We start from the raw sequence: 23770 nt of genomic DNA, 5'->3' as shown, positions 1-23770 counted from the left end.
GGCGTGTTATTTGCGGGCCTTGCGCGCGGCATAGCGGGCGTCGCGTGCCGCCTTCAGCTCGGCTGCGGTAGGCACCTTCGGACGCTTCGCCTTGATGGCTTCCGCTTCGGCGAGGGCAGCGGCTTCGGCCTCCGCTGCGGCTTGTGCAGCTTGCGCCTTGGCCAGTTCGATCGCCGCCTGCTTCGCGGCCTGGCGCTCGGCCTGCGCGGCCTCCCGCGCCTGACGCGCGGCCTGGCGTGCAGCTACATCGGCGGGGTCCGGCTCGGGCCGTTCGCGATATTGCTTCAACGCCTGTAGTTTGGCCGCTCGGGCAGCAGCAGTGCGCTCATTGAAATCAGGGGTTTTGAATGCCGGCATCAATACGTTCCATTGCAGGGGCGACTCTGCCCCCGGGCCGTATATAAGGCGCAACGGCGTCGACGAAAGAGACAACCGAACACAGGCCTGCTTCGGCGACAGTATATGCCGCGATCATCCAACACTTGCGGCGGCACACCGCGATGCTGCATTCCGCGCGCTGACGACTTCGCGCTCCGCCTGAAAAAATCCGTATTCGGGGACGGTTTCGCCGTTCCGGTCGCGAACCTCGTCCCAGCGTTCGATCAATCGATCGGCCGCATGGGGGCCGTCACCGATATAGACACCATCGGTGAGGGTGACGTTGGCGACGGCGAAATGTCCGCCGCCCGCGCACAGGATCGCGCGCGTCGGTGCGACATCGCCGGTCAGCGCCAGCAACCCGTTGCTGACCAGTGCCGGGTCGAGCCGGGCAAGGCTGTCGTCGGGCAGCACGCCATGCGTCATCTGCGTCGCGGCGGTCGGGGCCAGCGCGTTGACGCGGATGTCGTATTTCGCGCCCTCGATCGCCAGCGTCTGCATCAGCCCGACCAGCGCCATCTTGGCGGCACCGTAGTTCGCCTGCCCGAAATTGCCGTACAGCCCGGACGACGACGTCGTCATGACGATCCGGCCATGCCGCTGTTCGCGCATCGGGTCCCACACCGCCTTCGAACAGATCGCCGCGCCCATCAGGTGGACGTCGATCACGGTCCGGAAATCGGCCATCGTCATCTTGGCAAAGCTCCTGTCGCGCAGGATGCCGGCGTTGTTGACGAGGATGTCGACCCGCCCCCACCGCGCCAGCACCGCGCCCACACCCTCGCCGATCGCCCCCTCGTCGCTCACCGATCCGGCCAGCGCCATCGCCGCCCCGCCGCCATCGCGGATTTCCTGCGCGACCGCTTCGGCCTGCTGCGGCGACACGTCGTTGACCACGATCCGCGCACCATGCCGCGCGAGGAACAGCGCATGCGTCCGGCCCAGCCCGCCGCCGGCACCGGTAACGATCGCGACCCGATCCTGAAGCTGCATCCTGTCATCCTTTCCAAAGTTCATTGGCCATGCTCGGCACGCAGCCGCAGCTTGTCGATCTTGCCGGTCGCGGCCAGCGGCATGGCGGGCAGGCGTACGACCGCGTCGGGAATCCACCATGGCGCCACCCGCCCGCGCAGCGTCGCCAGCAGCGCCTCGTCGCGGATGTCCTCCCCGTCGCGCAGTTCGACGACCAGAATCGGCCGCTCGCCCCATTTGACGTCGCTGCGCCCGATCACCGCCGCCATCGACACTTGCGGCAACGCGCCGACCACGCCCTCGATCTCGGCCGGGTTGATCCATTCGCCGCCCGATTTGATGAGATCCTTGGCGCGACCGGTGATGAACAGGCTGCCGTCCCGGCCGATCCGCGCCAGATCGCCGGTCGCGAACCAGCCCGCCGCATCGGTCGCCGGCGCCGCATGGCCGAAATAACGGTCGACCACCGCCGCGCCGCGCACCTGCAAATGCCCTTCCACCTCGCGCTGTTCGGGCAGGGCGACGCCATCGGCATCGGTCAGCAACAGGTCGATCCCGATCGCCGGCCGGCCGGACGATGCCGCCTGCCGGTCGGCGTCGCCGGGCGGGGCGAAGGTGCCGGCGGGCGACAGCTCGGTCATGCCCCAGCTCGTCTGCACGGTCACGCCCAGCCGCCGTTCGAGCCGCTCCATCAGCGCAGGGGGCATCGGTGCGCCGCCGACGATGATCCGCTTCAGGCTCGGCACCTCGCCACCGACGCTGTCGAGATGCTCGACCAGCCCCAGCCACACCGTCGGCACCCCGACCGCGATCGTCACCCCTTCGGCGGCGATCAGCCGGGCGAGGCTCGCGCCGTCGGTCGTCCGCCCGGGCAGCACCAGCGTCGCGCCGACCGCCGGCACCGCGAACGGCAGCCCCCACGCATTGGCATGGAACATCGGCACCGCCGCCAGCACCCGGTCGGCGGCGGTGATCGCCATCACATCGGCCTGCAAACTGCGCAACGTATGCAGGAAACAGGCGCGATGGGTATAGGTCACGCCCTTGGGCCGCCCGGTCGTGCCCGAGGTGAAGCACAGCCCCGACGGCATCCGCTCGTCGAACCCGCCCCATATCGCCGACGCCCCCGGCTCGACCAGCGTGTCGAGCGCGTCGACCGCCGCCGGCCCGTCGATCGCCAGCAATGCCGGCGGGTGGTCGAGCAACGCCGCCGCCGCCTGCGCCAATGGGACCAGGTCGGCGCTCACCACCATGATCCTCGCCTGCGACTGGTCGAGCATGTCGGCCAGTTGCGCGGGCGTCAGCCGGGGGTTGAGCGTGTGGCACACAGCGCCGATCCCCATGATCGCATACCACGTTTCGACATGCGCCCGGCTGTTCCATGCCAGCGTGGCGACATGGTCGCCAAGGCCGATCCCCTTGGCGATCAGCGCCGCCGAGATCGCCCGCGACCGCCGCTCCAGTTCGGCATAGCCGATGCGCTGCACCGACCCGTCGGGCGTGGCGGCGACCACTTCGGCATGGGGGTGCCATTTGCCGGCATGGGTCAGGAAGCGGTCGAGCGTCAACGGGAAATCCTGCATCGCCCCCGGCATCACCTCGGCGGTCATCGGCATGCCTCCGTCCCGGCGAGCACCGGCGAGGCGACGCCGACATTCCAGTTCCACGGCTGATCGCCCGCCGCGCGGCGACGACAGGTCGCGGCTTCGTGCAGCGCGTACATGTTGGGGAACAGGTACGCGCCCGGGCGCGGCTGGCCCGCGAACGCCATGAACCGCGCGCCTTCGCCATATGCCGGCCATGCCGGCGCATCCTTGGCCTTCGGCACGCCGGTCTTGGCGAACGATGTCCAATAGCCGATCATCGCCGCCGACAGCGCCCGCTCGCGCGGAGTGTCGGGCACGACCGGCCACGACGGCGGCATGTCGCGCGCGGTGCCGAACACATAGGGGATTTCGGCGGCGTGGAAGGCGTGCAGCCCGTTGTCGTCGGCCGCCGGGTAGCCATGGTCGAAATAATAGAGATAGGCGTCCTGCCCGGCCGCCGTCTGGCGCAGCGCGAGCCGGGTCGAGGTCCAGCCGTACATCGCGTCGCGCGTCGTCGCCAGCATCGACTCCGCCATCGTCGCGGCGGGATACAGCTTCAGGAACGGCGCGGCGAGATCGCCATAGCGCGCACTGATCGTCGCGACATAGGCTTGCGCGTCGGCCGGGGCCGGCGGCAACAGGAACCGCAGCGAGCGGATTTCGCCGGCGTTGAACCCGGTCAGGATCGGCACCTTCGCCTGTTCGCCGCGATCGAACGTCTCGACCAGTTGCCGCCGCAGCCACACGCCATCGACGCTGCCCCACGGAATATAGCCCGACGCCGCCGCCTTCTGCACCAGCGTCGCCGCCGGCATCGCGCGCAGCGCGGCAAGGTTGCCCGCCCCAACCGCCGCCGCAACGCGCACGCCCTCGGCCTCCGCCGATGGCGTGCCGTGCGCGGTCGCGCGCAGTTCGGGGGTCGAGATCATATAGGCACTTTGCGCGATCGCCTTGTGGAACAGGCCGCGTGCCGCCGGCGACGCCATCAGATACAGGGTGCTGAGCGCGCCCGCCGACTCGCCCGCCAGCGTGACATTGGCGGGATCGCCGCCGAAACCGGCGATATTGCGCTGGACCCAGCGCAGCGCCGCGACCTGATCCATCAGCCCGTAATTGCCCGACAGGCGCTGTTCGTTTTCCGCGCTCAGCGCGGGATGCGCCAGATAGCCGAGCACGCCGAGGCGATAGTTGATCGACACGACCACCAGCCCCTGTTCGGCGAGCTTTCGTCCGTCGAACATCGCCTCATGACCATAGCCCGCGATCAGCGACCCGCCATGCACCCACACGAACACCGGATGGTTGCCCGGCCTGCGCGGTCGCCAGACGTTGAGCGCGAGGCAATTCTCGCTCATCCGGCGCGGCGGATCGGCATAGATGCTGCCCATGCGCGGTGCGGGCTGGACACAGGCATCGGCGAACTCGGTCGCCTTGCGGATGTCGCTCCACTCGGCCGCCGGCACCGGTGCGCGCCAGCGCAGCTCGCCGACCGGTGCCTTGGCGAAGGGGATGCCGCGAAACACATCGGTTTCGCCGAGGCGGACCCCCTCGACCCTGCCCGCCGGCAGGGTGGCGACCGGGCCGGCGGCGACCGCCGCACCGGTCGTCAGCAGCGCGGCGATCGCCGCGCCGAATGCGAAAGCGCGCGTCATGCGACCTCTCCGGCAAGCGTCTCGCGACCGATCGCCCGGGCGAGCGCGAGGAACAGCAGCACCGCCACCGCATAGAAGGGGAGCAGCGTGTAGAACGCCATCTGCAACGGCCTGGCATGCCCCGCGCTCGCGAACCAGTCGCTCGCCGCGCCGAGATAGGTGGGACCAAGGCCGAGGCCGATCAGGTTCATGACCAGCAGCAGCAGCGCGCCGGCCATCACCCGCTGCGCGGGCGGCACCGATTCCTGCACGAACGCGACGGCGGGCGAGAGGTAGAAATAATTGAGCCCCATCGGCAGCACCAGCAGCACCATCGCCAACTGCCACCCCGGCGCGGCGATGAATCCGGCGAAAAACGGCGCGGCGACGACCAGCGCGACGGCGGGGATATAGGCATAGGCCCGCCGGTCGCGCGGCACGAAGCGATCGACCATCCGCCCGGCGAGGAAGATGCCGCCGCCCATCGAAACCAGCACCAGCAGCGCGTACCACACCGCGACCTCGTTCAGCGTCATCCCCTTTTCTTCCATCAGGAACAGGGTGATGAAATTGGCGGCGGCATAGGTGATGAACTGGTTGGCGCCGGTGGCGAGCGCGGTGAGCAGCAGCACGCGACGGGTGAAGAACATGCGACAGGTCGGCCAGAACGGCGCGCGTTCGGTGGCGATGCCGCTCGCTCCGTCCAGTCCGCCGCGCTTGGGCTCGCGGACCGTCAGGAATACGACGATCGCGGTCGCGACGCCGACGATGCCCAGCGCCATGAAGGCGTCGCGCCAGCTATAGGCGGCGGCGATCGACGCGCCGAACGCCACGCCCAGCGCGTTGCCGATCGGCGGCCCCAGATTATAGAAGCCAAGCGCGGTGCCGCGCGTGCCGGGGCGGAAATAGTCGGAGATGATCGCATAGGACGGCGGCACGCCTCCCGCTTCGCCGACCCCGACCATCATCCGCGCGCCCGCCAACTGGCCGTAGTTGCCGGCAAGACCACAGGCGGCGGTCGCCGCGCTCCATAATGCGCAGGCAAGCGCCACGACCCGCACCCGGTTGCTGCGATCGGCGAACCACGCCACCGGAATCGACAACACGCAATAGAACAGCGCGAAATACAGCCCGCTTATCAGCCCGATCTGGCCATGCGTCAGGCCCAGTTCGTCGCGGATCGGCTTGGCGAGGATCGCCAGCAACTGTCGGTCGAGGAAATTCAGCACATAGACGAAGCACAGGATGGCAAGCACGAACCACGCGCGGCGGTTGGCGGGCGGCACGGCGGCACCGGCCGCAGCGATCGTCGCCACCGCTCAGAGGCCCTTTGCCAGACGGATGCCGATCGTGCGCGGGCGCAGCGTTCCGAACCGGCTCGCGAAAAAGGCTTCCGGGTGGATGTACGTCACCGAATGATCGTCGGTGAGGTTCTCGACATAGAGCTGCCCGAACCAGTCGCCATGGCGCAGCCCGGCGGCAAGGTTCAGGTTCACATATTCGTCGGTTTCGCCAAAGGTCGGCAGGCGCGCGCGCGGATTGCCCGGCACGTTCGGGAACGAGCTGTTGTACGACCCGACATATTGCGCGTTGACCGCGACGCTGGCGTTCCACTCGGGCGCCACGTCGAAGCCGTAGGTGATCGACGACGATCCCTGCAACCGCGGGGCCGACAGCCGGTGGCCGAGCACCGCGCCCGAAATCGCCGCCTCCGCCGCCGTGAGTTGGGTGATCTTCGCATCGTTATAGGCGACGTTGAGGCCGAGGAGGAAGCCGGTGGCCGGGATCACGCCCATCTCGACCTCGAACCCCTTGCTGCGCGCCGCGCCGACGTTGGCGGCGAACTGCACCGAATCCGAGATGCGATTGGCCTGGACCTGGATGTTGCTCCAGTCGATGACATAGGCGGCGGCGTTGATCGTCACCCGTCCGTCGAGCCACCGTCCCTTTGCGCCGACCTCGTAACTCTTCAGGTCGTCCGACGAAGCCCCGTCGGGAATCACCAGATCGCTCGGATTGACCGTGCTAACCCGTCCGGCGAACGCATTGACCACCGGCCCGCGATACCCGGTCGCGAACGTCGCATAGGTCGTGATGTGGTCGACCGGCTTGAAGCTCGCGCTCGCCTTGTACGACGGCTTCGATCCCCGCGCCTCGCGTCCGGTCGCCTCGGCGTACGGCGTCAGCGTCAACGGCCCGCGCCGCCCGGTCAGCGCGGCGACGAAATAATTGCTGCTGTACCCGCCCGCCTCGGTAAAGGCCTGCGCGGTGATCCGGCCATAGCGCATGCCCCCGGTCAGCCAGAATCGGGGCGAGAAGCGATAGGTCACTTCGCCGAAACCGGCCAGTTCGCGGTTGTTCTGATAGGTATATTGCTTCTGATAATATTGATCTGGCAGCCCGGTGATCCCGCGCGCCTGCAGGAACGGCAACGACGAGCGGTAGAAGAAATCGACGTCGCGACGACGATCGAGATAGAAGCCGCCGAGCACGAATTGCAGCGGCCCGTCGAAGCTGGAGGCAAGCCGCGTTTCCTGCACGAACACCTTGTCATAGGCATTGGCGTCGAGGCCGAACGCGATCGCGCCGCCGAAGGTATTGGCGAGGTCGGCGTAGAATTTCTGGTCGAAATCCGAATAGGTGCTCGAACTGGTCAGCCGCGCGAAATCGAAGTCATAGTCGATCGTCGCATTCAGGATCGTCTGAACGCCGGTGAAGCGATCGGGCTGATCCGACACGCGCTTTTCGCGACCCAGCGACGGACTGGTCAGCGACGAATCCTTGGGATCGCTGTTCTCGTAGGAGGCGAGCAGGCGGACCGACAGCCGGTCGGTCGGCTTGGCGAGCAGGATGACGCGACCGCCATAATCGATCAGCGTGTTGGAATTCTTCACCCCGGTCCCGACATTGTCGAGATAGCCTTCCTCGTCGCGGTAGAAACCGACCGCGCGCACCGCCAGCCTGTCCTCGACGATCGGCATGTTGACCATCGCGTTGTAGCGCTGGCGGAAACTGTCCTTGCCGGTCAGGCCCAGATCGACCACCGCCGCGGTATCGACGTCGTTGAGGTCGGGGCTTTTGGTCAGGATGCGCATCGCCCCCGACAGCGATCCCGATCCGAACAGCGTGCCCTGCGGTCCGCGCAGGAATTCGACGCGCTCGACATCGAACAGATTGGGGTCGACCACGGTCGTGTTGCCGATCGTCGAGACCGGCAGTTCGTCGATATAGATCGCGACCGTGCTTTGCAGATTCGCGCCATAGCCGTTGGTGGCGATGCCGCGCACCGTGAAGTTGTTGAAATTCTGGGTCGGGCGATTGAGCACCACGCCCGGCGTTTCGCGGGCGATCCCTTCGAACCCGACGATGCCCTTGCGGGTCATCTCGCCCTGCCCGAACGCGGTGACGCTGATCGGCACGTCCTGGATGCGTTCCTCGCGGCGGGTCGCGGTGACGACGATCTCGGCGGCGGGATCGTCGATGTCCGCCGGGGCACGACCGGTGCGTGCCGTCTGGCCCGACGGGTCGGACGTCCGTTCGCCCGACGGCGGGGCACCGTCCTGCGCATGGGCCGACGACACCGACATGACGGCAAGGGCGCCGGCGCATGCCGACGCATACAGGGAAACCCGCATGCTCACTCTCCTGAGCGAAGCCGGCTGTTCGCGCCGGTCCTCGATCAGCCGATCATCGCAGGTCCGGCGGCAATGTCAACGTTCACTATCGCGACCGTTAGTATTATTGCAGCGCCTGTCGCCATGAGGATATTTGCCGCTCTACAGCGACGTGGGGCCATCGCTGATCGCGCGGAAACCGGCGGCCATGAAGCGCGCCATGCGCTGTTTCACCGCGACGAAATCCTCCGACCGGCACAGCCCGCCCGACAATTTGTCGATTCGCCCGGTCCGGGCCAGCGTCAGCATCAGCGAGCCGGTCACGAAGTGATAGCCCCAAAAAATATCGGTCCGGCTGCAATGCGGCATCGCGCGCTGGAGAATGTCGATCAGCCGCAGGACCACCGGATCGAAATAATCGTCCATCAACTCCGCGCCCCATTCGGGCGTGTTGGCGACCTGCGCACCCAGCGCCGCATAGTTGCGCCACCCCGCCCCGCCCTGGATATACAGGTCGAGATCGGTATCGAGGAACGCCTGCAACACGCCCTCCACGGTCGGGGCATCGCCCGCGGCGCGTTCATAATCGTCCAGCGCGCGCATCCGCGTCTCGCTGGTGACGACCGCGCGACGGGCGAACACCCGGTCGAACAGCTCTTTCTTGTCGCGGAAATAATAGCTCAGCAGCGTGCGATGCACGCCGACCTGCTGCGCCACATCGGCCAGCGTTACGCCGTACAGGCCGTGTTTCGAAAACAGCGCCTCGGCCACGTCGAGGATCTGTTCGATCATATCGGCACGTTGTTCGGCCTTGCGCGAGGCGCGTTGGGTCGGTTTGGCGGTCGTCACGCCCCTGTCCTGTCAGTACCGCCGATCCGTCGTCAAGCGGCGCTGGCCATCCGCGCCGCCCGGCTCGCGCTTCGGCGACACCATCCCGCACCTTGTCCAACGCTGCCACCCCGCCGCCAACTAGTCGAAAATATCGAACGTATCTTTCGATCTTATTCGTCTGTTTCGATCGAAGGGATTGACCCATTTCGGTCCTGCACCGACGGCCAGCCCGACTGGCGGAAAGGGACCTTCATCATGGCGTTTCTCGATCTCGCACGCGATCTTCCCCGTTCCGCCCTTGCGGACGTCGCGATCCCGCCGCGTTCCGCGACCGTGCCGCTCGTCGCCCCGATCGAGCGCCAGGTGATCCTGGCCGCGAGGGGCGACAGCCGCCGGAGCCTGCGCGCGCCGGGCCGGATCGACCGGGCATTGGGGTGGCTGTTCGGCTGGAAGCCGGCCAACCGCCTTGCCGACCCGCGGCTGGAAGCGCTGCGGCGGTATGTCGTGATGGCCCGGCTGCGCGGCGACCGGTTGCCGATCGAGGAAACCGCCCGCCTGATCGCCGCCGGCTTCGTGCGCGGCGCGATCGACGAAATCCGCCGGATGGTCCCGGTTCGCAGCGCCTGCTGATACCTGCGTCGAGGAGTGAGACAATGCGTGCGATTCCCCTTCAGGCTACGCCACGACATCGCCATCGGCCGGGCGACATCGACCCCGTTCCGTTGATCGCCAATGTCCTTTGCCTCGTCGCCGCGCTGGGCGCCGCCATCGGCATCTATCGCTGGATGCTGGACGTCCTTGGCGATCCGATACCGGCGGCGATCGTCACGCTCATCGTTGCGATGGCAATGCTTGTCCTTACGAACGGGAAAGCGCGCCGGCGGTGACATTGGCCGCTCCTTGCGATGGTGCCCGGCATCGGAACGTCGCAGGCGACGCAAGGCAACGATGGCCGAACGCGATCGATCGGCCGGGCGCGGCGTGTCCGTACAGGCGATCCTGATCCTGAAGCCCGCCTGAAACCGCGCCGGTGCGCGTTTCCAGACAGCCTATCTCATCGATACTGCGTCCGGCGTCTGCGTCCTGAGCCGCTCGATCAGCCACGCCGCGGCAGGACCGGGCAGGGTGTCGCTGCGGTGGATCGCGTGCATCGCATAATCGCCGGACGGCGCGTCGGGCATGTCGAGCAGCACCAGCCGCCCCGCCACCAGATCGTCGCGCACCATCGGTTCGGGCATATAGCCCCAGCCAATCCCGGCGGCGAGCAGCATGTGCTTCGACGCCACGTCCGCCAGCCGCCACGTCCGGCTGCTCATCACCGCGAAATCGCGCCCCTCGGTCAGCGGCGACCGGTCGGTCAGCACGAGCTGGATATGCGCGCGCCCGGCCCCCGGCGGGTTGCGCCCGGCCAGCGCCAGCGGATGCGTCGCCGCCGCGACCGGCACCAGCCGCACCGCGCCGATCGCGATCCGCTCGATCCCGTCCATCGTATCCAGCGGCCCGCTGACGCCGATGCTCGCGCGGCGGGTCATCACCAGTTGCGTCACCGCGCCCAGCGTCTCGATCGACAGGTGCAGCGAGACCGTAGGAAAGGTCGCGAAGAACGCGGTCAGCGCATCGACCACCCGCTCCTTGGGCAGAAACGTGTCGAGGACGACGTGCAGTTCGGATTCCAGCCCCTGCAACAGCCCCTTCGTCTTGGCGCGCAGCGCGTCGATGCCGCTCCCCACCAGCCGCGCCTCGCCCAGCACCATCCGCCCGGCGTCGGTCAGTTGCGGCTTGCGCGTCGATTCGCGGTCGAACAGCCGCACGCCCAGTTGCGCCTCAAGATTGGCGATCGTGTAGCTGATGACCGAGGTCGCGCGGTTCAGCTTGCGCGCCGCGCCCGCGAAGCTGCCCACATCGACCACCGTCACAAGCACGCGCAACTGATCCAGCGTCGGGATGCCGGGTTCCGAACTCATGGTGCCTCCATCCTGTACCGCGCGTGGCGCAGGCCGGATTAGGCGATCGGCCCCGCGCCGCCAAGTGCGGCCATGCCAAACATGTCGATTTCATCGAACGAACCGATCGAAACTTGGCCGGTTTTTGCGAATGCCGTGCCGGCATATCTCGGGGTCAACGCAACGCACCACACCGGATCGTCCCATGACCCGCCAGCCCGACCTGCCGCCCCTGACCACCACCGAATGGTCCACCGTCGCCGCCGCGCTGGCGCTGGACGAAGATGCGCCGGTGCCGTTGTTCGCCACGGTCACGCGGATGGTGCGTACGGTCCTCACCGGCAAGGCGCCGGCGGCAGCGCCGGTCGATCCGCGCACCGCCGCGATCCGCGCCTTCCTGCAAGACACGCGGCGCTTCCGCCGCCCGGCCGATGCGATCGCGCCGACGCTGATCGCGCACGGCTTCAACCCGCATCAAGTTGCCGCGCTGGCGGCACTGTCGATCCACTGATCCCCGATCCTTTCCACCGGAGACCCCCGATGACCTTCGCCTCCCAGACCGGTCCGGTCGAACAGATCATCCTGCCCGCCACGCGCGACCTTGGCGACTTCTCGGTCCGCCGTGCGCTGCCGTCGGCGAAGCGGCGGATGGTCGGGCCGTTCGTGTTCCTCGATGCGTTCGGCCCGGTCGTGCTCGGCCCCGGCCAGGGCGCCGACACCCGCCCGCATCCGCATATCGGGCTGAGCACGCTGACCTATCTGATCGCGGGCGAGAGCGAGCATCGCGACAGCGCGGGTTATGCGCAGACGATCCGCCCCGGCGAGGTCAATCTAATGACCGCGGGTCGCGGCATCGTCCATTCCGAACGCAGCGGACCCGAAGCCCGGGCGCGGACCGAAACGATGTTCGGGTTCCAGGCGTGGCTCGGCCTGCCGCAAGCGCTGGAGGAAACCGATCCCGGGTTCCAGCATGTCGCGGCGGGCGACGTTCCGGTCCTGAGCGATACCGGCCTCGAACTGCGTCTGCTCGCGGGCAGCTTCGGCGGACGGACCGCCCCGACCCGGCTGTTCTCCGACACGCTCTATGCCGATGTCATATTGCAGGCGGGGCGGCGGTTCGCGGTCGACAGCCGCCACATCGAACGCGCGGTCTATGTCGTCGAGGGCCGGATCGCGGTTCAGGGCCAGACCGGCAGCTTCGGCAAGGACGAACTAGTCGTGTTCCGCCCCGGTGCGGAGATCGTCCTCCACGCCGACGGCCCCACCCGGCTGATGCTGATGGGCGGCGAGCCGCTCGACGGGCCGCGCCACATCTTCTGGAACTTCGTCTCCAGCCGGCAGGACCGCATCGACCAGGCCGCCGACGACTGGCGCCACCGCCGCTTCCCCGGCGTGCCCGGTGACGAAGTCGACTTCATTCCCCTCCCCGAAACGCCGCTGCGCCGCGCCGCCTGATCCACCTTCTTCAAAGGACCCACGCCATGAACATCCTGCACATCGATTCGAGCATCCTCGGCGCCTATTCGGCCAGCCGCCAGTTGTCCGCCGCCACGGTGGCGCAACTGACCGCCGGCCGCGACGACCTGCACGTCACCTATCGCGATGTCGCCGCCGACCCGATCCCGCATCTGTCGGGTGGCTATCTGGCGGCGCTGCGAAGCGCGGAGGCGGATCACACGCCCGAGGTGCAGGCCGATATTGCGCTGGGCGCGGCGGTGCTGGAGGAATTTCTTGCCGCCGACATCGTCGTGATCGGTGCCGGCCTCTACAATTTCGGGATGCCCAGCCAGTTGAAGGCGTGGATCGACCGTATCCTCGTCGCCGGCAAGACGTTCAACTATATCGACGGCAAGCCGGTCGGGCTGGTGCCGGGCAAGCGCATCCTCCTGACGATCGCGCGCGGCGGCGTCTACAGCGGCGACTCGCCGATCGCGTCGTTCGAACATACCGAGACGCATCTGAAGACCGCGTTCGGCTTCATCGGCCTGACCGCCGAGGCGATCGTCGCCGAAGGCCTGTCGGTCGGCCCGGACCAGCGCGCGGCCGGGATGGCGCAGGCCGAGGCGGCGATCGCCGCGCTGACCGCCTGATCGGGAGGGACACATCATGGAAATCGGCATCGACAGTTTCGCCGCCACCTCCGCCGCGCTGGGGGAGGAGCCGCCGATCTCGGACGCGGACCGCATGGCGTTCCTGCTCGATGAGATCGTCGCGGCGGACCGCGCCGGGCTGGACGTGTTCGGCGTCGGCGAACACCACCGCGCCGACTATCTCGACAGCGCGACCGCGGTGATCCTCGCCGCCGCGGCGGCGCGGACGCAGACGATCCGGCTGACCAGCGCGGTCACCGTGCTGAGCGCCGCCGATCCGGTGCGCGTGTTCCAGGAGTTCGCGACGCTCGACCTGATCTCGCGCGGCCGGGCCGAAATGGTGGTCGGGCGCGGATCGTCGGTCGAGGCCTATCCGCTGTTCGGGTTCGACCTGAACGATTACGATGCGCTGTTCGCCGAGAAGCTCGACCTGCTGCTCAGGGTCCGCGAGCGCGCCGGCATCCACTGGTCGGGCAAATTCCGCGCGTCGCTCGGCGGACAGGGCATCTATCCGCGCCCGCAACAACCGGTGCTGCCGGTCTGGCTCGGCGTCGGCGGTACGCCGCAGTCGTTCGTGCGCGCCGGCACGCTCGGCCTGCCGTTGATGATCGCGATCATCGGCGGGGAGATCGCGCGCTTCCGCCCGCTGGTCGACCTGTATCGCCGCGCCGGGGCGGCGGCGGGGCACGCGCCGGAGGTGCTGAAGGTCGGGGTCCACGCATTGGGCTTCGTCGCCGACAGCGATGGCGCGGCGCGCGACGCCTTCTTCCCCGGCTGGCAATATATGTTCACCAAGGTCGGCGCGGAGCGCGGCTGGCCGCCGGCGACCCGCGCGCAATACGACCAGATGACCGGGCCGCGCGGCGCCTTCCTGATCGGCAGCCCCGACACGGTGGTCGCGCAGTTGCAGCAGGCCGACCGCGATCTGGGCGGCATCGACCGGGTGACGTTCCAGATGAGTTCGGCCGCGCGCGACCAGCCGGCGATGCTGCGCTCGATCGAGCTGCTCGGGCAGGCGGTGCGACCACGGCTGCACGGTTAGCGCGTTTTCCGATCGCTTCGACCGTTCCGAACGATCTCCCCTCGCCTTGAAGGAACATATGATGAAACCAAGCCACGAAGGTCGCGTCGCCATCGTCACCGGTGCCGCGCGCGGCATCGGCCAGGCGATCGCCATCCAGCTCGCCGAGCGCGGCGCCAGGCTCGTCCTGCTGGATAGGGAGGCGGCGCATGAAACCGCCGCGCTAATCGGCAGCGAAACGCTGATCGCCACCGCAGACGTGTCGTCGCCGGCGGACTGGGAACGCATCGACCAGCAGGTCCGTGCCAGGTTCGGCCGGACCGACATCGTCGTCAACAACGCGGGCATCGGCGCGCCCAAGGCGATCGACGATCTCGACTATGCGACGTGGCAGCGGATGTTCCGGATCAATCTCGACTCCCATTTCTTCAGCGCGAAGCAGTTCGTGCCACAGATGCGCGCGAACGGCTGGGGCCGTTTCGTCAACATATCGTCCAACTCGATCGGCCTCGCGATCACGGGCATGAGCCATTACATGGCGTCGAAGATGGGGGTGATTGGCTTCGTGCGCGGGCTGGCCAACGACGTCGCCGATTCGGGCATCACCGTGAACGCGATCCTGCCGGCGATCACGAACACCCGGTTGACGCAGGACATGCCCGAGGAAGCCAAACGCCAGACCTGGCAGCATCAGGCCATCAAGCGGTTCGCCGAGCCGTCCGACATCGCGGGATCGGTCTGTTTCCTGACCAGCGACGATGCCGCCTTCATCACCGGACAGGCGCTTCCGGTCGATGGCGGGCAGTACAAGATTTCCTGAGTCCCTGCCGCCCGGCCGGCGTCAGCGCCGCCGTTCGCGCTCGGCCAGGATGTCGAGGAACGCGGTGACGCGCGCGGGGCGGAAGCGCGTCCCCGGCATCACCGCATGGACGCCGCCGCGATCGAGCTGCCAGCCGGGCAGCAGCCGCACCAGCCGTCCGCTCGCCAGATCGCCCGCCACCGCGAAATCGGGCAGGATCGCGAGTCCCGCCCCGTCGCGCGCCGCCTGCAGCACGCCGATCGTCGCGCTGATCGCCAGCGTCGTCGCGAAGCGCACCGCCTGCGCCGCGCCACTATCCGACCGGAACGTCCAGCCGAGCGGATCGCCGAGGTTGCTGTTGGCGACGAACGGCAGCGCCGCGAGGTCCGCGGGCGTCGCGTCCGGCGCGACCCCATGGTCCGGGCCGGCGACCAGCACCTGCCCGAACGTCCCGATCCGCCGCGCGCGAAGCGCGCTGTCGGTCAGCCAGCCGACCCGGATCGCGAGTTCGATGTCGCTGCCGACCGGATCGAGCGTCGCATCGCTCAGCACCAGATCGACGGTACAGGCCGGGAAGCGTTCGCGGAATACGGCGATGGCCGGCACCACCATCGCGACGCCGTAATCGAGCGGCGCGGTCAGCCGCAACAGCCCAGTCGGCGCGCCGTCCCCCGCCACCAGCCCGTCGAACGCCGCCTGCGCTTCCGACAGGATCCGGGCGCAGCGTTCGTAGAAGATCCGCCCTTCCTCGGTCGGCCGGACGCTGCGGGTCGTGCGGACCAGCAGCGTGGTTTCGAACGCCTGTTCCAGCCGGGCGACCTGGCTGCTGACCACCGCCTTGGTGATTCCCAGCCGCGCGGCCGCAGCGGTGAACGACCCGGTTTCGACCACCTCGGCGAAATAGGCGAGCCGTTTCAGGTTGTTGATGCCGTGATTGGCGGCAGCGCGTGGATTGTATGCTGCTGGCATATGGTGATGGATAGATCGTCGATCTAGCGCCGGCAATCGGTTGCGCGCATATCTCCACCAGCATGGAGAACCGTCACATGACGACCCGTTTCCTTTATCTCTTCGACCCGATGTGCGGCTGGTGCTACGGCGCATCGGATGCCATCGCGACGCTGGCCGCGCAGCCCGGCGCGGCGGTCGAGCCGCTGCCCACCGGCCTGTTCGCCGGTGCGGGCGCACGGACGCTCGACCGGGGCATGGCGACGCACATCCTGACCAGCGACCGTGCGATCGGCGCCGCCACCGGCGCGACGTTCGGCGACGCCTATCGCGCGCGCATCACCGGCGGCGACGACGTGCGGCTCGACAGTGGCCCCGCGACGCTGGCGCTGACCGCGGTCGCGCGCACCGCGCCCGACCGCGAACTCGCGCTGCTCGGCCTGATCCAGCGCGCGCGCTATCGCGACGGGCGGAATATTGCCGACACCGGCGTGCTGGCGGACCTGCTGCGCGCCGCCGGGCTGGAGCCGGCGGCGGTCGCACTGGTCGCGGACGCGCCCGACCTGCGCGCCGCCACTCGCCAGCGGCTGGAGCGCGCCGGCTCGATCCTGCGCGCGCACGGCCTGCGCGGCGTCCCCGCACTGTTGCGGATCGACGGCGACACGCTGACCCCGATCGACACGAACCTTCTGTACCGCGACCCGTTGTCGCTTCTCGCCGCCTGACCCGCTTTCACATCCTCACCGGAGACAGACCATGACCGACACCCTCCACTGGCAATCCTTTCCCGCCGGCGAGCACGGCTTCTTCCGCGCGCCGGTGCTGCTGTGGGGCGCGACCGAGGCGGTGCTGGTGGATGGCGGCTTCACCCTGCCCGACGGACGCGCGCTGGCGGAGGCAATCGCCGCGACGGGGCGGACGCTGACCACCATCTATATCAGCCAGAGCGACCCCGATTATTATTTCAGCCTGGCACCGATCAAGGCGGCGTTCCCCGACGCGCGCGTGCTGGCCGCGCCCGAGACGATCGCCGCGATCGAGGCGAACGTCGAGAAGAAGCTCGCGACCTGGGGGCCGCAGCTCGGTGACAACGGGCCGAAGACGCTGGACGATGTGGTCATGCCGACGCCGTTCGCCGACACCGCGCTGACCGTCGATGGCGAGCGGGTCGAGATCGTCGCCGCCGACGGCCTCGCCAACCGGCGGTATCTGTGGGTGCCGTCGCTGTCGGCGATCGTCGGCGGGGTGCTGGTGTTCTCGGGCGTCCATGTCTGGACCGCCGACACCAACAGCGCGGCGGGGCGCGCCGCGTGGATCGCGCAGCTCGACGCGATGCTGGCGCGGGATCCCGCGGTCGTGGTGCCGGGGCACATGACCCCCGACGCGCCGACCGGGGCGGCCGCGCTGACCTACACCCGCGATTACCTGCGCGCGTTCGAGGAGGAACTGGCCAAGCAGCCCGACAGCGCGACGCTGATCGCGGCGATGACCGCGCGCTATCCCGATGCCGGAATGGGCGTGGCGTTGCAGGTCGGCGCGAAGGTCGCGACCGGCGAAATGGCGTGGGGTTGAACCATGGCGAGCAACAAGGACATCATCCGCGCCACCTATGAAGGCTCATCCGAGGAAAACGGCGCGAACCTGAAGGCCGCGCTGGCGCCGCACGCGACCTGGACCGAGGCGGCGGGGTTCCCCTATGCCGGCACCTATGTCGGCTACGACGCGATCGTTGCGGGCGTGTTCCACCGGCTCGGCACCGAGTGGGAGGGGTACAAGGCCGAGGTCCACACCTATCTGGAGGACGGCGACCGCGTCGCGGCGTTCGGCGTCTATTCGGGAACGTACCGCGCCACCGGCAAGGCGATGACCGCGACCTTCGCACACCTCTATCGGCTGGAGGGCGGCAGGATCGTGACGATGGAGCAATATGTCGACAGCGCGACCGTGATGGCGGCGCTGTCGCCGGATCGCTGAGGGGCGGACCGGCGGCCGCGATGCCGCCGGTCGCCTGTCGTATCGGCCGCCCGTTCAATACCCGACCGTAAAGCGCTGCCGGACATGCGCGGGGCGTTCGATCTCGTCGACCAGCGCGATGGCGTAATCCTCGAACGAGATGCTCGAACCCCCGTCGTTCGTAAGCAGCGTGTCCTTGCCCAGCCGGAACACGCCGGTCCGCTCGCCCGCGACGAACATCGCGGAGGGGGACAGGAACGTCCACTCCAGCTCCGTCTCGCCGCGCAGCAGGTCGAGGAAAGCCGCGCCCGCGCTCGCCTCCGCCCTGTACGCCTCGGGGAAGTCGGGCGAGTCGATCAGGCGGACGCCGGGCGCGACCTCCAGGCTGCCGGCGCCGCCGACCACCAGATAGCGCTTCACCCCCGACGCCCGGACCGCGCCGATCAGCGCGGCGGGATCGGTGACGGAGAAATGCACCGAGCTGACCACCGCGTCATGTCCGCGCAACAGCGCCGCCAGCGCGCCGCCATCGGCCACGTCGCCGCGCTGCGCGGTGACGTTCGGCAGCGCCGCGATCTTGTCCGGGTGGCGCGCGATCGCGGTGACGTGATGCCCGCGGTCGGACAATTCCTGCAGGATGCGCGAGCCGGCCTGTCCCGATGCGCCGATGAGTGCGACCTTCGTCATGATGTCAGTCCTTGTGGTTGAAAATCAGTGCGCCGCGCCGTTCAGCCGCTCCAGCGTCGCCGCGAACCGGTCGTCGCGCCCGGCGAAGCGCAGGGGATGGACGCGCTGGACGAGGATCTCGGCCGGGGTCGGCTCCTGTGCGAACAGCGCCAGCACCTCGTCGGCGAAGTCGTCGAGCGGCTGATAGCCCTCGCGCGTCGACTGGCCGGGGGTGAGTTCGGTCTGCACCGCGGGCGGGGCCAGTTCGATCACCTCGACCTTGCCCGCCAGCGCATGGCGCAGCGACACGGTATAGGAGTGCATCGCCGCCTTGGTCGCCGAATAGGTTGGCGTCGTCACCAGCGGCACGAACGCGAGGCCCGAGGTGACGTTGACCACCAGCCCGTCGCCGCGTGCGACCAGATGGTCGATCAGCGCGTCGGTCATCCGGATCGGGCCGAGCAGGTTGGTGGCGATCGTCGCCGCCGCATCGGTCAGGTCGCGCGCGGTGTCGAGCGGCTCGACACGCATGATGCCGGCATTGTTGATAAGGACGTTCAGCGCGGGGAAGCGCGCGGTCAGGTCCCGCGCGAACGCCGCGATCGCGGCGGGATCGTCCGCGTCGAGCGTCGTCGTGTGGATGTTCCCGCGCCCTGCCGCCGCGTCGTCGAGCGCGGCCTGTCGCCGCCCGGCGATGATGACGGTATCGCCACGGTCGTGGAACCGGTGCGCCAGCGCCGCGCCGATGCCCGATCCGCCACCGGTGATGAGGATGGTGTTGCCGCTCTGCTTCATGACGAAGTCCTCACCCTGCCTTGCGGGCATGGATCGCGATGTTGATCCTCACGTTCGCCGCGACCGAATCCGGGCTGGCGAACTGTCCCTGCCCGACGCCGAACCACCGCCGGTCGATCGTCAGCGTGCCCCGCATCTGCGCGACATTGCCGGCGATCACGAGCTGGAACGGCAGCACCACCGGCCGCGCGACGCCGCGGATCGTCAGCGTGCCCGCCGCCTGGTAGCGGTTGCCGCCGAGGTTCTTGAACGCCTTCGATGCGAAGGTCGCGCGCGGGAACGCCTTGACGTTGAACCAGTCGGGCGTCGGCAGCGATTGATCGCGCGAGGCGTCGCCGGTGGTGGCCGACGCGGTGTCGATCACGGCGGTCACGCTCGATCCGGGCAGGTTGGCGGGATCGAACGCGATCCGCGCGTCGAAGCGTTTGAAGCTGCCGTTGATCGCCTGCCCGCCCATGCTGGCGACGAAGCCGACCTGCGATCGGGTCTTGTCGATCGTCCACGACGGGGCGGGCGCGGCGACCGCCGGGGCGGCGATCAGGGCGATGGCGGCGAGAGGAAGGTAACGCATGGGAGAGGCTCCTTCAGAGCGAATGGGGCGTGCTGCGCAGGCCCGGCACCATCCGGCCGAGGACCCCGTCGCGCGCGATGAACTGATGCTTGAGCGCGGCGGCGACGTGCAGCGCGATCAACGCCGCGCCGCCCAGCGCGAGGTACAGGTGGATATTGCCGCCGACCGCCTCGACCCGCGCCTTGCCGGCAGCGTCCATCGCATGGAGGAAGCCGATATGCGGCCACGGGATGGTTTTCCACAACAGGGTCGGGATGTTGTACGGGCTGACCGACACCATCGCCCACCCGGTCAGCGGCATGCCGATCATCAGCGTATAGAAAAACCAGTGGGTGGCATTCGCGACCCGGTGCTCCCACGGCTTCATCGGTGCGACCGACGGCGGCGGCGGGTTGAGCAGCCGCCACGCCAGCCGCGCCACGCTGAGCACCAGCACGGTGATGCCGATCGACTTGTGCAGTTGGAACATCGCGAACTGGTCCATGCCAGTCAGATACCCCATCCGCCAGCCGAGCAGCAGATTGGCGAGGATCAGCACGGCGATCACCCAGTGAAGCAGGATGGCGACGACGGAGTAGCGGGTGCGCATGGCGAGGCTTTCGAGCTGGCCCACCCCGACCGGCCGCGCCGGACGGGGTAGGGTTGAACGGGAAATCAGGATTTCAGTTCGAACGCGGCGCTGATCGTCAACGTCGTCTCGTCACTAACGAGGGGAGCGTATTTGCTGACGCCGAACTCGGTCCGCTTGATGACGCCGGTTGCCTTGAAACCCAGCGTATAGGCCTTGCTCATCGGGTTGGTGGCCGCGGCGTTGAACGTCGCCTTCAGCACGACCGGCCTGGTCACGCCGTGCAGCGTCAGCTTGCCCGCGACGTTGGCGGTCGCAGGGCCGGTCCGCGTCACCCCGGTCGACACGAAGCGCATGGTCGGAAACTTCGCCGCGTCGAGCCAGTCGGCGCTCACTAGTTCCTTGTCGAGTGTCGCGTTGGTGGTCGATACCGTCGCCACCGGCACGGTCACGTCGAGTTTCGTGGTCGCGAGGTTCTTCGGATCGATCGTCAGCGTGCCCGTCGCACCGGGGAAGGTGCCGAAGAATTCGTTGATGCCGAAGTGGTTCACACCGAACCGGACCAGCGTGTGATAGGTTTCGACGGTGTAGGTGCCCGCCTTCACCGTGGCGGGGGCGGCGGCAGGCGCGGTCTGCGCGATGGTGGCCGATGCGGCGGCGAGCGCAACCATCGACAGCGCTGCGGTGATGACATGCTTCATGACTATTCCCCTTCATCCGGCCCGCCGTCCGATCGCGGAACCGTTGCTGCACCTCAAATGATCGTTCGGCTGCGTCCCGACCACCCGATTAGTTTCGACCGATAGGTTCGATATAATCGAATGGTGTCGGCATCCGCCGGTGCCGGCGTGTTCGGGGACGGGCCATCCGATGACCGAGGCCATGCGGCACCGGGGGAACGGCACCCGTCAGATATGGCGCTGCAACCGCCCGATCATCGGCGCTATGTCAGCGCAATGTCGCTGGAAGACGTCGAACGCCTCGGCCATCGCGACGGCATGACGGGCCACCTCGCTTTCCTTGTCCTGGCTTTCATCGATGAGGAAATCGAGCGTGATCGCCAGCCGGGTCATCAGGTCGTGCAGTTGGAACCGAAGCTCGTCGTCGCCGACCTCGAACATCGCCTCGCGGTTGCGCTCGTATAATTCGACCTCGCGGCGCGCGGACCGGATCAGGCGCATCGTCAGCCGCCCGAACGGATCGCCCCGATCATGGACGTCGTTGAGCAGGACGACGACATGCTGCAGCGAGGCGAGCACCTCGCGCCCGATCGTTGCCGCGAACCGCGCGCGGCGACGTTGCTCGACCCTCGCGGCCAACCGGCCGGAAATGAACCCGCCGGTGGTCGCGAGGATCGCGCCGACCGTGACGCTGAGGAGTGGCAGATACGGGGTCATCGCGTCGCGACCGACAGGCTGGTCACTGCATGAACCATCCGTGGCTGACCACGATCGACTGCCCGGTCAGCGCGTTCGTCGGGAAACCGGCGAGGAATACCGCCGTTTCCGCGACATCGTCGACGGTCGTGAACTCGCCGTCGACCGTTTCCTTCAGCATCACGTCGCGGATCACCGCGTCCTCGCTGATGCCCAGTGCCCTGGCCTGTTCCGGAATCTGCTTTTCCACCAGCGGGGTGCGGACGAAGCCGGGGCAGATGACGTTGGCGCGGACACCATGTTCGGCACCCTCTTTGGCGACGACCTTGGCCAGTCCGATCAGCCCGTGCTTGGCGGTCACATAGGGGCCTTTCAGCTTCGATGCCTCCTTCGAATGGACCGACCCCATGTAGAGGATGCTGCCGCCGCGTCCCTGCGCATACATGTGGCGCAGACAGGCGCGTGTCGTCAGGAAGGCACCGTCAAGATGGATGGCGAGCAGCTTCTTCCAGTCGGCGAAGGCGAACTGGTCGATCGGCGCGACGATCTGGATACCGGCGTTCGACACCAGCACGTCGATTCCGCCGAACCGGGCGGCGACCGCCTCGATACCGGCGTCGACCTGCGCTTCGTCGGTGACGTTCATCGCGACGCCCATCGCACGGGTGCCATCGGGGTCGAACTCCAGCGCGGTGGCATTCGCCGCGTCGATGTCCAGGTCGGCGATCGCGACCTTCGCGCCCGCCTCGAGGAAGCGCTTGGCAATATCCTTGCCGATGCCGCTGGCGGCGCCAGTGATGACGGCGACCTTGTCCTGAAGAGTCATGTCGGATCTTTCGCTGTTGCGGAACGGGGCTGCGCCCCGGCCCGGGGGGTCAGGAAATCATGGACCGCGACGCCGGGCGGCTCGGTCGGCGGCACGAGTATTTCGGGATGCGCGAGCGTGGTCAGCGCATTCTCGTATCCGGTGCGCCAGTGATCCTCCATCGTCTGGCGCGAGAATTCATAATCCTTCGAATCACCCTCGTACGTCGGCGAGCGGTAGACGAGCTGGACGATGCTGTACGCGGCCGGGTCCGATGCCGCGGCCAGCAACTGCGCCTCGGGACTGTTCTTCAGCGCGTCCGGCAGATGGTTGAACAGCGTGTTGAACGCCGCGCGATAGGTCTGCAGTTCGCGGAACGTGTCGGTCGCGGCCCGCGTGCGACTGGAAAACTGGATTTCCTTCATCCGCACCGCGACCGAGGCGAGATCGCGCGGCACGAGACCCGCCGCGCTCCACAGGTCGACCTGAAAGATCAGCGTGTCGAGATCGGAGGGCGCGGACAGCACCCAGTCGAGCGGCGTGTTGGACACCATGCCGCCGTCCCAATATTGCTCGCCGTCGATCTCCACCGCCGGAAACCCCGGCGGCAGCGCGCCCGACGCCATGACATGGTCGGCGCGGATCGTGTCGGTGGCATTGTCGAAATAGGCGAAGTTGGCGGTGCGGACGTTCACCGCGCCGACGCTGAAGCGCATGTCGCGCGAATTGATCCGGTCGAAATCGATCAGCCGCTCCAGCGTCGAACGCAGGGCGCTGGTATCGTACCAACTGGTCGCGCCAGCGGTGCCGGCGGTCTGAAACGGCGGCGGGGGAAAGCGCGGCGCGAAAAAGCCGGGCACGCCGTTCATCACCGTTCCGCCCGCCGCGATCTGGTTCACCCAGCCGCGAACATGATGGTCATGGACCAGATGCGGCATCCAGTCCGCCCAGCCGCTCGACCCGCCCGACACCCCTTCCCAGAAGGCGCGCAATCGATCGATCCGGTGTTCGCGGGCGTTGCCGGCAATGATCGCGCTGTTGATCGCGCCGATCGAGATGCCCGCGACCCAGGTCGGTTCGATCCCGTGTTCCGACAACGCCTGATAGACGCCAGCCTGATAGGCACCGAGCGCACCGCCCCCCTGCAACAGCAGCGCGATGCTCGGGAACGGCGTCGCCGTGGCGCAGGCGGTGGCGGCCGGCGCGCGCGTCCCGTGCCGCAT

The 23770-nt window shown here is 68.1% G+C and carries 27 protein-coding genes; 10 read left to right on the top strand and 17 right to left on the bottom strand.

The features are described from left to right. Nucleotides 1-6 precede the first annotated feature (6 nt). From ASG37_RS06975 to ASG37_RS06945, 7 genes are all read right to left on the bottom strand, one after another. Nucleotides 7-357: a DUF6481 family protein gene (locus tag ASG37_RS06975; protein WP_055757587.1), complete on the bottom strand. Its 351-nt coding sequence runs from the start codon at nt 355-357 to the stop codon at nt 7-9. A gap of 114 nt (nt 358-471) precedes the next feature. Then, the gene (locus ASG37_RS06970) at nt 472-1371 is read right to left on the bottom strand and encodes an SDR family NAD(P)-dependent oxidoreductase (RefSeq protein WP_055757585.1); all 900 of its coding nucleotides are present in this window, start codon (nt 1369-1371) and stop codon (nt 472-474) included. Between the two features lie 20 nt (nt 1372-1391). Next, nucleotides 1392-2966 (bottom strand): AMP-binding protein, encoded by a 1575-nt coding sequence (locus ASG37_RS06965; RefSeq protein ID WP_055757583.1) that lies wholly within the window; start codon nt 2964-2966, stop codon nt 1392-1394. Further along, nucleotides 2957-4588, bottom strand: a complete 1632-nt coding sequence (locus ASG37_RS06960; RefSeq protein ID WP_055757581.1) for a carboxylesterase/lipase family protein — start codon at nt 4586-4588, stop codon at nt 2957-2959. The genes ASG37_RS06965 and ASG37_RS06960 overlap by 10 nt, the downstream gene beginning before the upstream one ends. Continuing rightward, nucleotides 4585-5883: a spinster family MFS transporter gene (locus tag ASG37_RS06955; protein WP_200909711.1), complete on the bottom strand. Its 1299-nt coding sequence runs from the start codon at nt 5881-5883 to the stop codon at nt 4585-4587. The genes ASG37_RS06960 and ASG37_RS06955 overlap by 4 nt, the downstream gene beginning before the upstream one ends. Before the next feature lie 3 nt (nt 5884-5886). Further along, nucleotides 5887-8202: a TonB-dependent receptor gene (locus ASG37_RS06950; RefSeq protein ID WP_055757580.1), complete on the bottom strand. Its 2316-nt coding sequence runs from the start codon at nt 8200-8202 to the stop codon at nt 5887-5889. Nucleotides 8203-8343: 141 nt separating this feature from the next. After that, nucleotides 8344-8973 carry a TetR/AcrR family transcriptional regulator gene (locus ASG37_RS06945; RefSeq protein WP_055758647.1) on the bottom strand — a complete coding sequence of 210 codons (630 nt, stop codon included), beginning with the start codon at nt 8971-8973 and terminating at the stop codon, nt 8344-8346. A gap of 372 nt (nt 8974-9345) precedes the next feature. Here ASG37_RS06945 and ASG37_RS06940 point away from each other — a divergent pair, with 372 nt between their 5' ends. Continuing rightward, the gene (locus ASG37_RS06940; RefSeq protein ID WP_156349060.1) at nt 9346-9642 is read left to right on the top strand and encodes a hypothetical protein; all 297 of its coding nucleotides are present in this window, start codon (nt 9346-9348) and stop codon (nt 9640-9642) included. A 23-nt stretch (nt 9643-9665) separates the two neighbouring features. Next, entirely contained in the window at nt 9666-9899 is a 234-nt protein-coding gene (locus tag ASG37_RS17630) for a hypothetical protein (protein WP_156349059.1), read from the top strand. 162 nt (nt 9900-10061) lie between these two features. On the opposite strand, the gene ASG37_RS06935 is transcribed toward ASG37_RS17630, so the two are convergent. Beyond that, nucleotides 10062-10976: a LysR family transcriptional regulator gene (locus ASG37_RS06935; protein ID WP_055757576.1), complete on the bottom strand. Its 915-nt coding sequence runs from the start codon at nt 10974-10976 to the stop codon at nt 10062-10064. Nucleotides 10977-11160: 184 nt separating this feature from the next. Between ASG37_RS06935 and ASG37_RS06930 the strand changes: the two genes are divergently transcribed. The 5 genes from ASG37_RS06930 to ASG37_RS06910 all read left to right on the top strand — a co-directional run bounded on the left by ASG37_RS06930 (nt 11161) and on the right by ASG37_RS06910 (nt 14886). Continuing rightward, nucleotides 11161-11466, top strand: coding sequence for a hypothetical protein (locus ASG37_RS06930; protein ID WP_055757574.1), 306 nt, complete (start codon nt 11161-11163; stop codon nt 11464-11466). A 29-nt stretch (nt 11467-11495) separates the two neighbouring features. Beyond that, on the top strand, nt 11496-12410 hold the full coding sequence (locus ASG37_RS06925; RefSeq protein ID WP_055757572.1) for a pirin family protein: 915 nt from the start codon (nt 11496-11498) through the stop codon (nt 12408-12410). A 26-nt stretch (nt 12411-12436) separates the two neighbouring features. Continuing rightward, on the top strand, nt 12437-13045 hold the full coding sequence (locus tag ASG37_RS06920; RefSeq protein ID WP_055757569.1) for an FMN-dependent NADH-azoreductase: 609 nt from the start codon (nt 12437-12439) through the stop codon (nt 13043-13045). 16 nt (nt 13046-13061) lie between these two features. Continuing rightward, nucleotides 13062-14087, top strand: coding sequence for an Atu2307/SP_0267 family LLM class monooxygenase (locus tag ASG37_RS06915; RefSeq protein ID WP_055757567.1), 1026 nt, complete (start codon nt 13062-13064; stop codon nt 14085-14087). Between the two features lie 61 nt (nt 14088-14148). Continuing rightward, a complete protein-coding gene (locus ASG37_RS06910) occupies nt 14149-14886 on the top strand; it encodes an SDR family NAD(P)-dependent oxidoreductase (RefSeq protein ID WP_055758646.1) in 738 nt (245 codons plus the stop codon). Nucleotides 14887-14907: 21 nt separating this feature from the next. On the opposite strand, the gene ASG37_RS06905 is transcribed toward ASG37_RS06910, so the two are convergent. Continuing rightward, nucleotides 14908-15834, bottom strand: a complete 927-nt coding sequence (locus ASG37_RS06905) for a LysR family transcriptional regulator (protein ID WP_055757566.1) — start codon at nt 15832-15834, stop codon at nt 14908-14910. A 77-nt stretch (nt 15835-15911) separates the two neighbouring features. Between ASG37_RS06905 and ASG37_RS06900 the strand changes: the two genes are divergently transcribed. The 3 genes from ASG37_RS06900 to ASG37_RS06890 are packed head-to-tail and all read left to right on the top strand — an operon-like array spanning nt 15912 to nt 17787. Beyond that, a complete protein-coding gene (locus ASG37_RS06900; RefSeq protein WP_082448057.1) occupies nt 15912-16538 on the top strand; it encodes a DsbA family protein in 627 nt (208 codons plus the stop codon). A gap of 31 nt (nt 16539-16569) precedes the next feature. Continuing rightward, complete coding sequence (locus ASG37_RS06895; protein WP_055757562.1) at nt 16570-17385, top strand: MBL fold metallo-hydrolase; 816 nt, start codon at nt 16570-16572, stop codon at nt 17383-17385. A 3-nt stretch (nt 17386-17388) separates the two neighbouring features. Next, nucleotides 17389-17787 carry a nuclear transport factor 2 family protein gene (locus tag ASG37_RS06890; RefSeq protein ID WP_055757560.1) on the top strand — a complete coding sequence of 133 codons (399 nt, stop codon included), beginning with the start codon at nt 17389-17391 and terminating at the stop codon, nt 17785-17787. 54 nt (nt 17788-17841) lie between these two features. Here the strand turns inward: ASG37_RS06890 and ASG37_RS06885 are convergent, their stop codons facing one another. The 8 genes from ASG37_RS06885 to ASG37_RS06850 all read right to left on the bottom strand — a co-directional run bounded on the left by ASG37_RS06885 (nt 17842) and on the right by ASG37_RS06850 (nt 23770). After that, nucleotides 17842-18453, bottom strand: coding sequence for an NAD(P)-dependent oxidoreductase (locus ASG37_RS06885; protein ID WP_055757558.1), 612 nt, complete (start codon nt 18451-18453; stop codon nt 17842-17844). A 24-nt stretch (nt 18454-18477) separates the two neighbouring features. Then, nucleotides 18478-19227 (bottom strand): SDR family oxidoreductase, encoded by a 750-nt coding sequence (locus ASG37_RS06880; RefSeq protein ID WP_055757557.1) that lies wholly within the window; start codon nt 19225-19227, stop codon nt 18478-18480. A gap of 10 nt (nt 19228-19237) precedes the next feature. Next, complete coding sequence (locus ASG37_RS06875; RefSeq protein ID WP_055757555.1) at nt 19238-19798, bottom strand: YceI family protein; 561 nt, start codon at nt 19796-19798, stop codon at nt 19238-19240. 13 nt (nt 19799-19811) lie between these two features. Continuing rightward, nucleotides 19812-20411: a cytochrome b gene (locus ASG37_RS06870; RefSeq protein WP_200909710.1), complete on the bottom strand. Its 600-nt coding sequence runs from the start codon at nt 20409-20411 to the stop codon at nt 19812-19814. A gap of 41 nt (nt 20412-20452) precedes the next feature. Then, nucleotides 20453-21067: a YceI family protein gene (locus ASG37_RS06865; protein ID WP_055757553.1), complete on the bottom strand. Its 615-nt coding sequence runs from the start codon at nt 21065-21067 to the stop codon at nt 20453-20455. Nucleotides 21068-21274: 207 nt separating this feature from the next. Then, nucleotides 21275-21763 (bottom strand): hypothetical protein, encoded by a 489-nt coding sequence (locus ASG37_RS06860; RefSeq protein ID WP_055757551.1) that lies wholly within the window; start codon nt 21761-21763, stop codon nt 21275-21277. Nucleotides 21764-21785: 22 nt separating this feature from the next. Further along, nucleotides 21786-22568, bottom strand: coding sequence for a 3-hydroxybutyrate dehydrogenase (locus ASG37_RS06855; protein WP_055757549.1), 783 nt, complete (start codon nt 22566-22568; stop codon nt 21786-21788). Beyond that, nucleotides 22565-23770, bottom strand: a complete 1206-nt coding sequence (locus ASG37_RS06850) for a DUF3734 domain-containing protein (RefSeq protein WP_055757547.1) — start codon at nt 23768-23770, stop codon at nt 22565-22567. Before ASG37_RS06850 ends, ASG37_RS06855 begins: the two co-directional genes overlap by 4 nt.

It is taken from the genome of Sphingomonas sp. Leaf407 (assembly GCF_001425385.1).
In the GTDB taxonomy this organism is placed as follows: Bacteria; Pseudomonadota; Alphaproteobacteria; order Sphingomonadales; family Sphingomonadaceae; genus Sphingomonas.
The sequence above is the reverse complement of the archived record's forward strand: the minus strand, read 5'-3'. Positions and strand labels throughout refer to the sequence as shown.

Coding starts and splice junctions, on each gene's coding strand:
- ASG37_RS06855 (WP_055757549.1), bottom strand. CDS start 22,568: ATGACTCTTCAGGACAAGGTCGCCGTCATCACTGGCGCCGCCAGCGGC.
- ASG37_RS06900 (WP_082448057.1), top strand. CDS start 15,912: ATGACGACCCGTTTCCTTTATCTCTTCGACCCGATGTGCGGCTGGTGC.
- ASG37_RS06865 (WP_055757553.1), bottom strand. CDS start 21,067: ATGAAGCATGTCATCACCGCAGCGCTGTCGATGGTTGCGCTCGCCGCC.
- ASG37_RS06930 (WP_055757574.1), top strand. CDS start 11,161: ATGACCCGCCAGCCCGACCTGCCGCCCCTGACCACCACCGAATGGTCC.
- ASG37_RS06945 (WP_055758647.1), bottom strand. CDS start 8,973: ATGATCGAACAGATCCTCGACGTGGCCGAGGCGCTGTTTTCGAAACAC.
- ASG37_RS06885 (WP_055757558.1), bottom strand. CDS start 18,453: ATGACGAAGGTCGCACTCATCGGCGCATCGGGACAGGCCGGCTCGCGC.
- ASG37_RS06910 (WP_055758646.1), top strand. CDS start 14,149: ATGAAACCAAGCCACGAAGGTCGCGTCGCCATCGTCACCGGTGCCGCG.
- ASG37_RS06890 (WP_055757560.1), top strand. CDS start 17,389: ATGGCGAGCAACAAGGACATCATCCGCGCCACCTATGAAGGCTCATCC.
- ASG37_RS06965 (WP_055757583.1), bottom strand. CDS start 2,966: ATGCCGATGACCGCCGAGGTGATGCCGGGGGCGATGCAGGATTTCCCG.
- ASG37_RS17630 (WP_156349059.1), top strand. CDS start 9,666: ATGCGTGCGATTCCCCTTCAGGCTACGCCACGACATCGCCATCGGCCG.
- ASG37_RS06905 (WP_055757566.1), bottom strand. CDS start 15,834: ATGCCAGCAGCATACAATCCACGCGCTGCCGCCAATCACGGCATCAAC.
- ASG37_RS06950 (WP_055757580.1), bottom strand. CDS start 8,202: ATGCGGGTTTCCCTGTATGCGTCGGCATGCGCCGGCGCCCTTGCCGTC.
- ASG37_RS06875 (WP_055757555.1), bottom strand. CDS start 19,798: ATGCGTTACCTTCCTCTCGCCGCCATCGCCCTGATCGCCGCCCCGGCG.
- ASG37_RS06850 (WP_055757547.1), bottom strand. CDS start 23,770: ATGCGGCACGGGACGCGCGCGCCGGCCGCCACCGCCTGCGCCACGGCG.
- ASG37_RS06860 (WP_055757551.1), bottom strand. CDS start 21,763: ATGACCCCGTATCTGCCACTCCTCAGCGTCACGGTCGGCGCGATCCTC.
- ASG37_RS06915 (WP_055757567.1), top strand. CDS start 13,062: ATGGAAATCGGCATCGACAGTTTCGCCGCCACCTCCGCCGCGCTGGGG.
- ASG37_RS06880 (WP_055757557.1), bottom strand. CDS start 19,227: ATGAAGCAGAGCGGCAACACCATCCTCATCACCGGTGGCGGATCGGGC.
- ASG37_RS06935 (WP_055757576.1), bottom strand. CDS start 10,976: ATGAGTTCGGAACCCGGCATCCCGACGCTGGATCAGTTGCGCGTGCTT.
- ASG37_RS06925 (WP_055757572.1), top strand. CDS start 11,496: ATGACCTTCGCCTCCCAGACCGGTCCGGTCGAACAGATCATCCTGCCC.
- ASG37_RS06920 (WP_055757569.1), top strand. CDS start 12,437: ATGAACATCCTGCACATCGATTCGAGCATCCTCGGCGCCTATTCGGCC.
- ASG37_RS06895 (WP_055757562.1), top strand. CDS start 16,570: ATGACCGACACCCTCCACTGGCAATCCTTTCCCGCCGGCGAGCACGGC.
- ASG37_RS06975 (WP_055757587.1), bottom strand. CDS start 357: ATGCCGGCATTCAAAACCCCTGATTTCAATGAGCGCACTGCTGCTGCC.
- ASG37_RS06960 (WP_055757581.1), bottom strand. CDS start 4,588: ATGACGCGCGCTTTCGCATTCGGCGCGGCGATCGCCGCGCTGCTGACG.
- ASG37_RS06970 (WP_055757585.1), bottom strand. CDS start 1,371: ATGCAGCTTCAGGATCGGGTCGCGATCGTTACCGGTGCCGGCGGCGGG.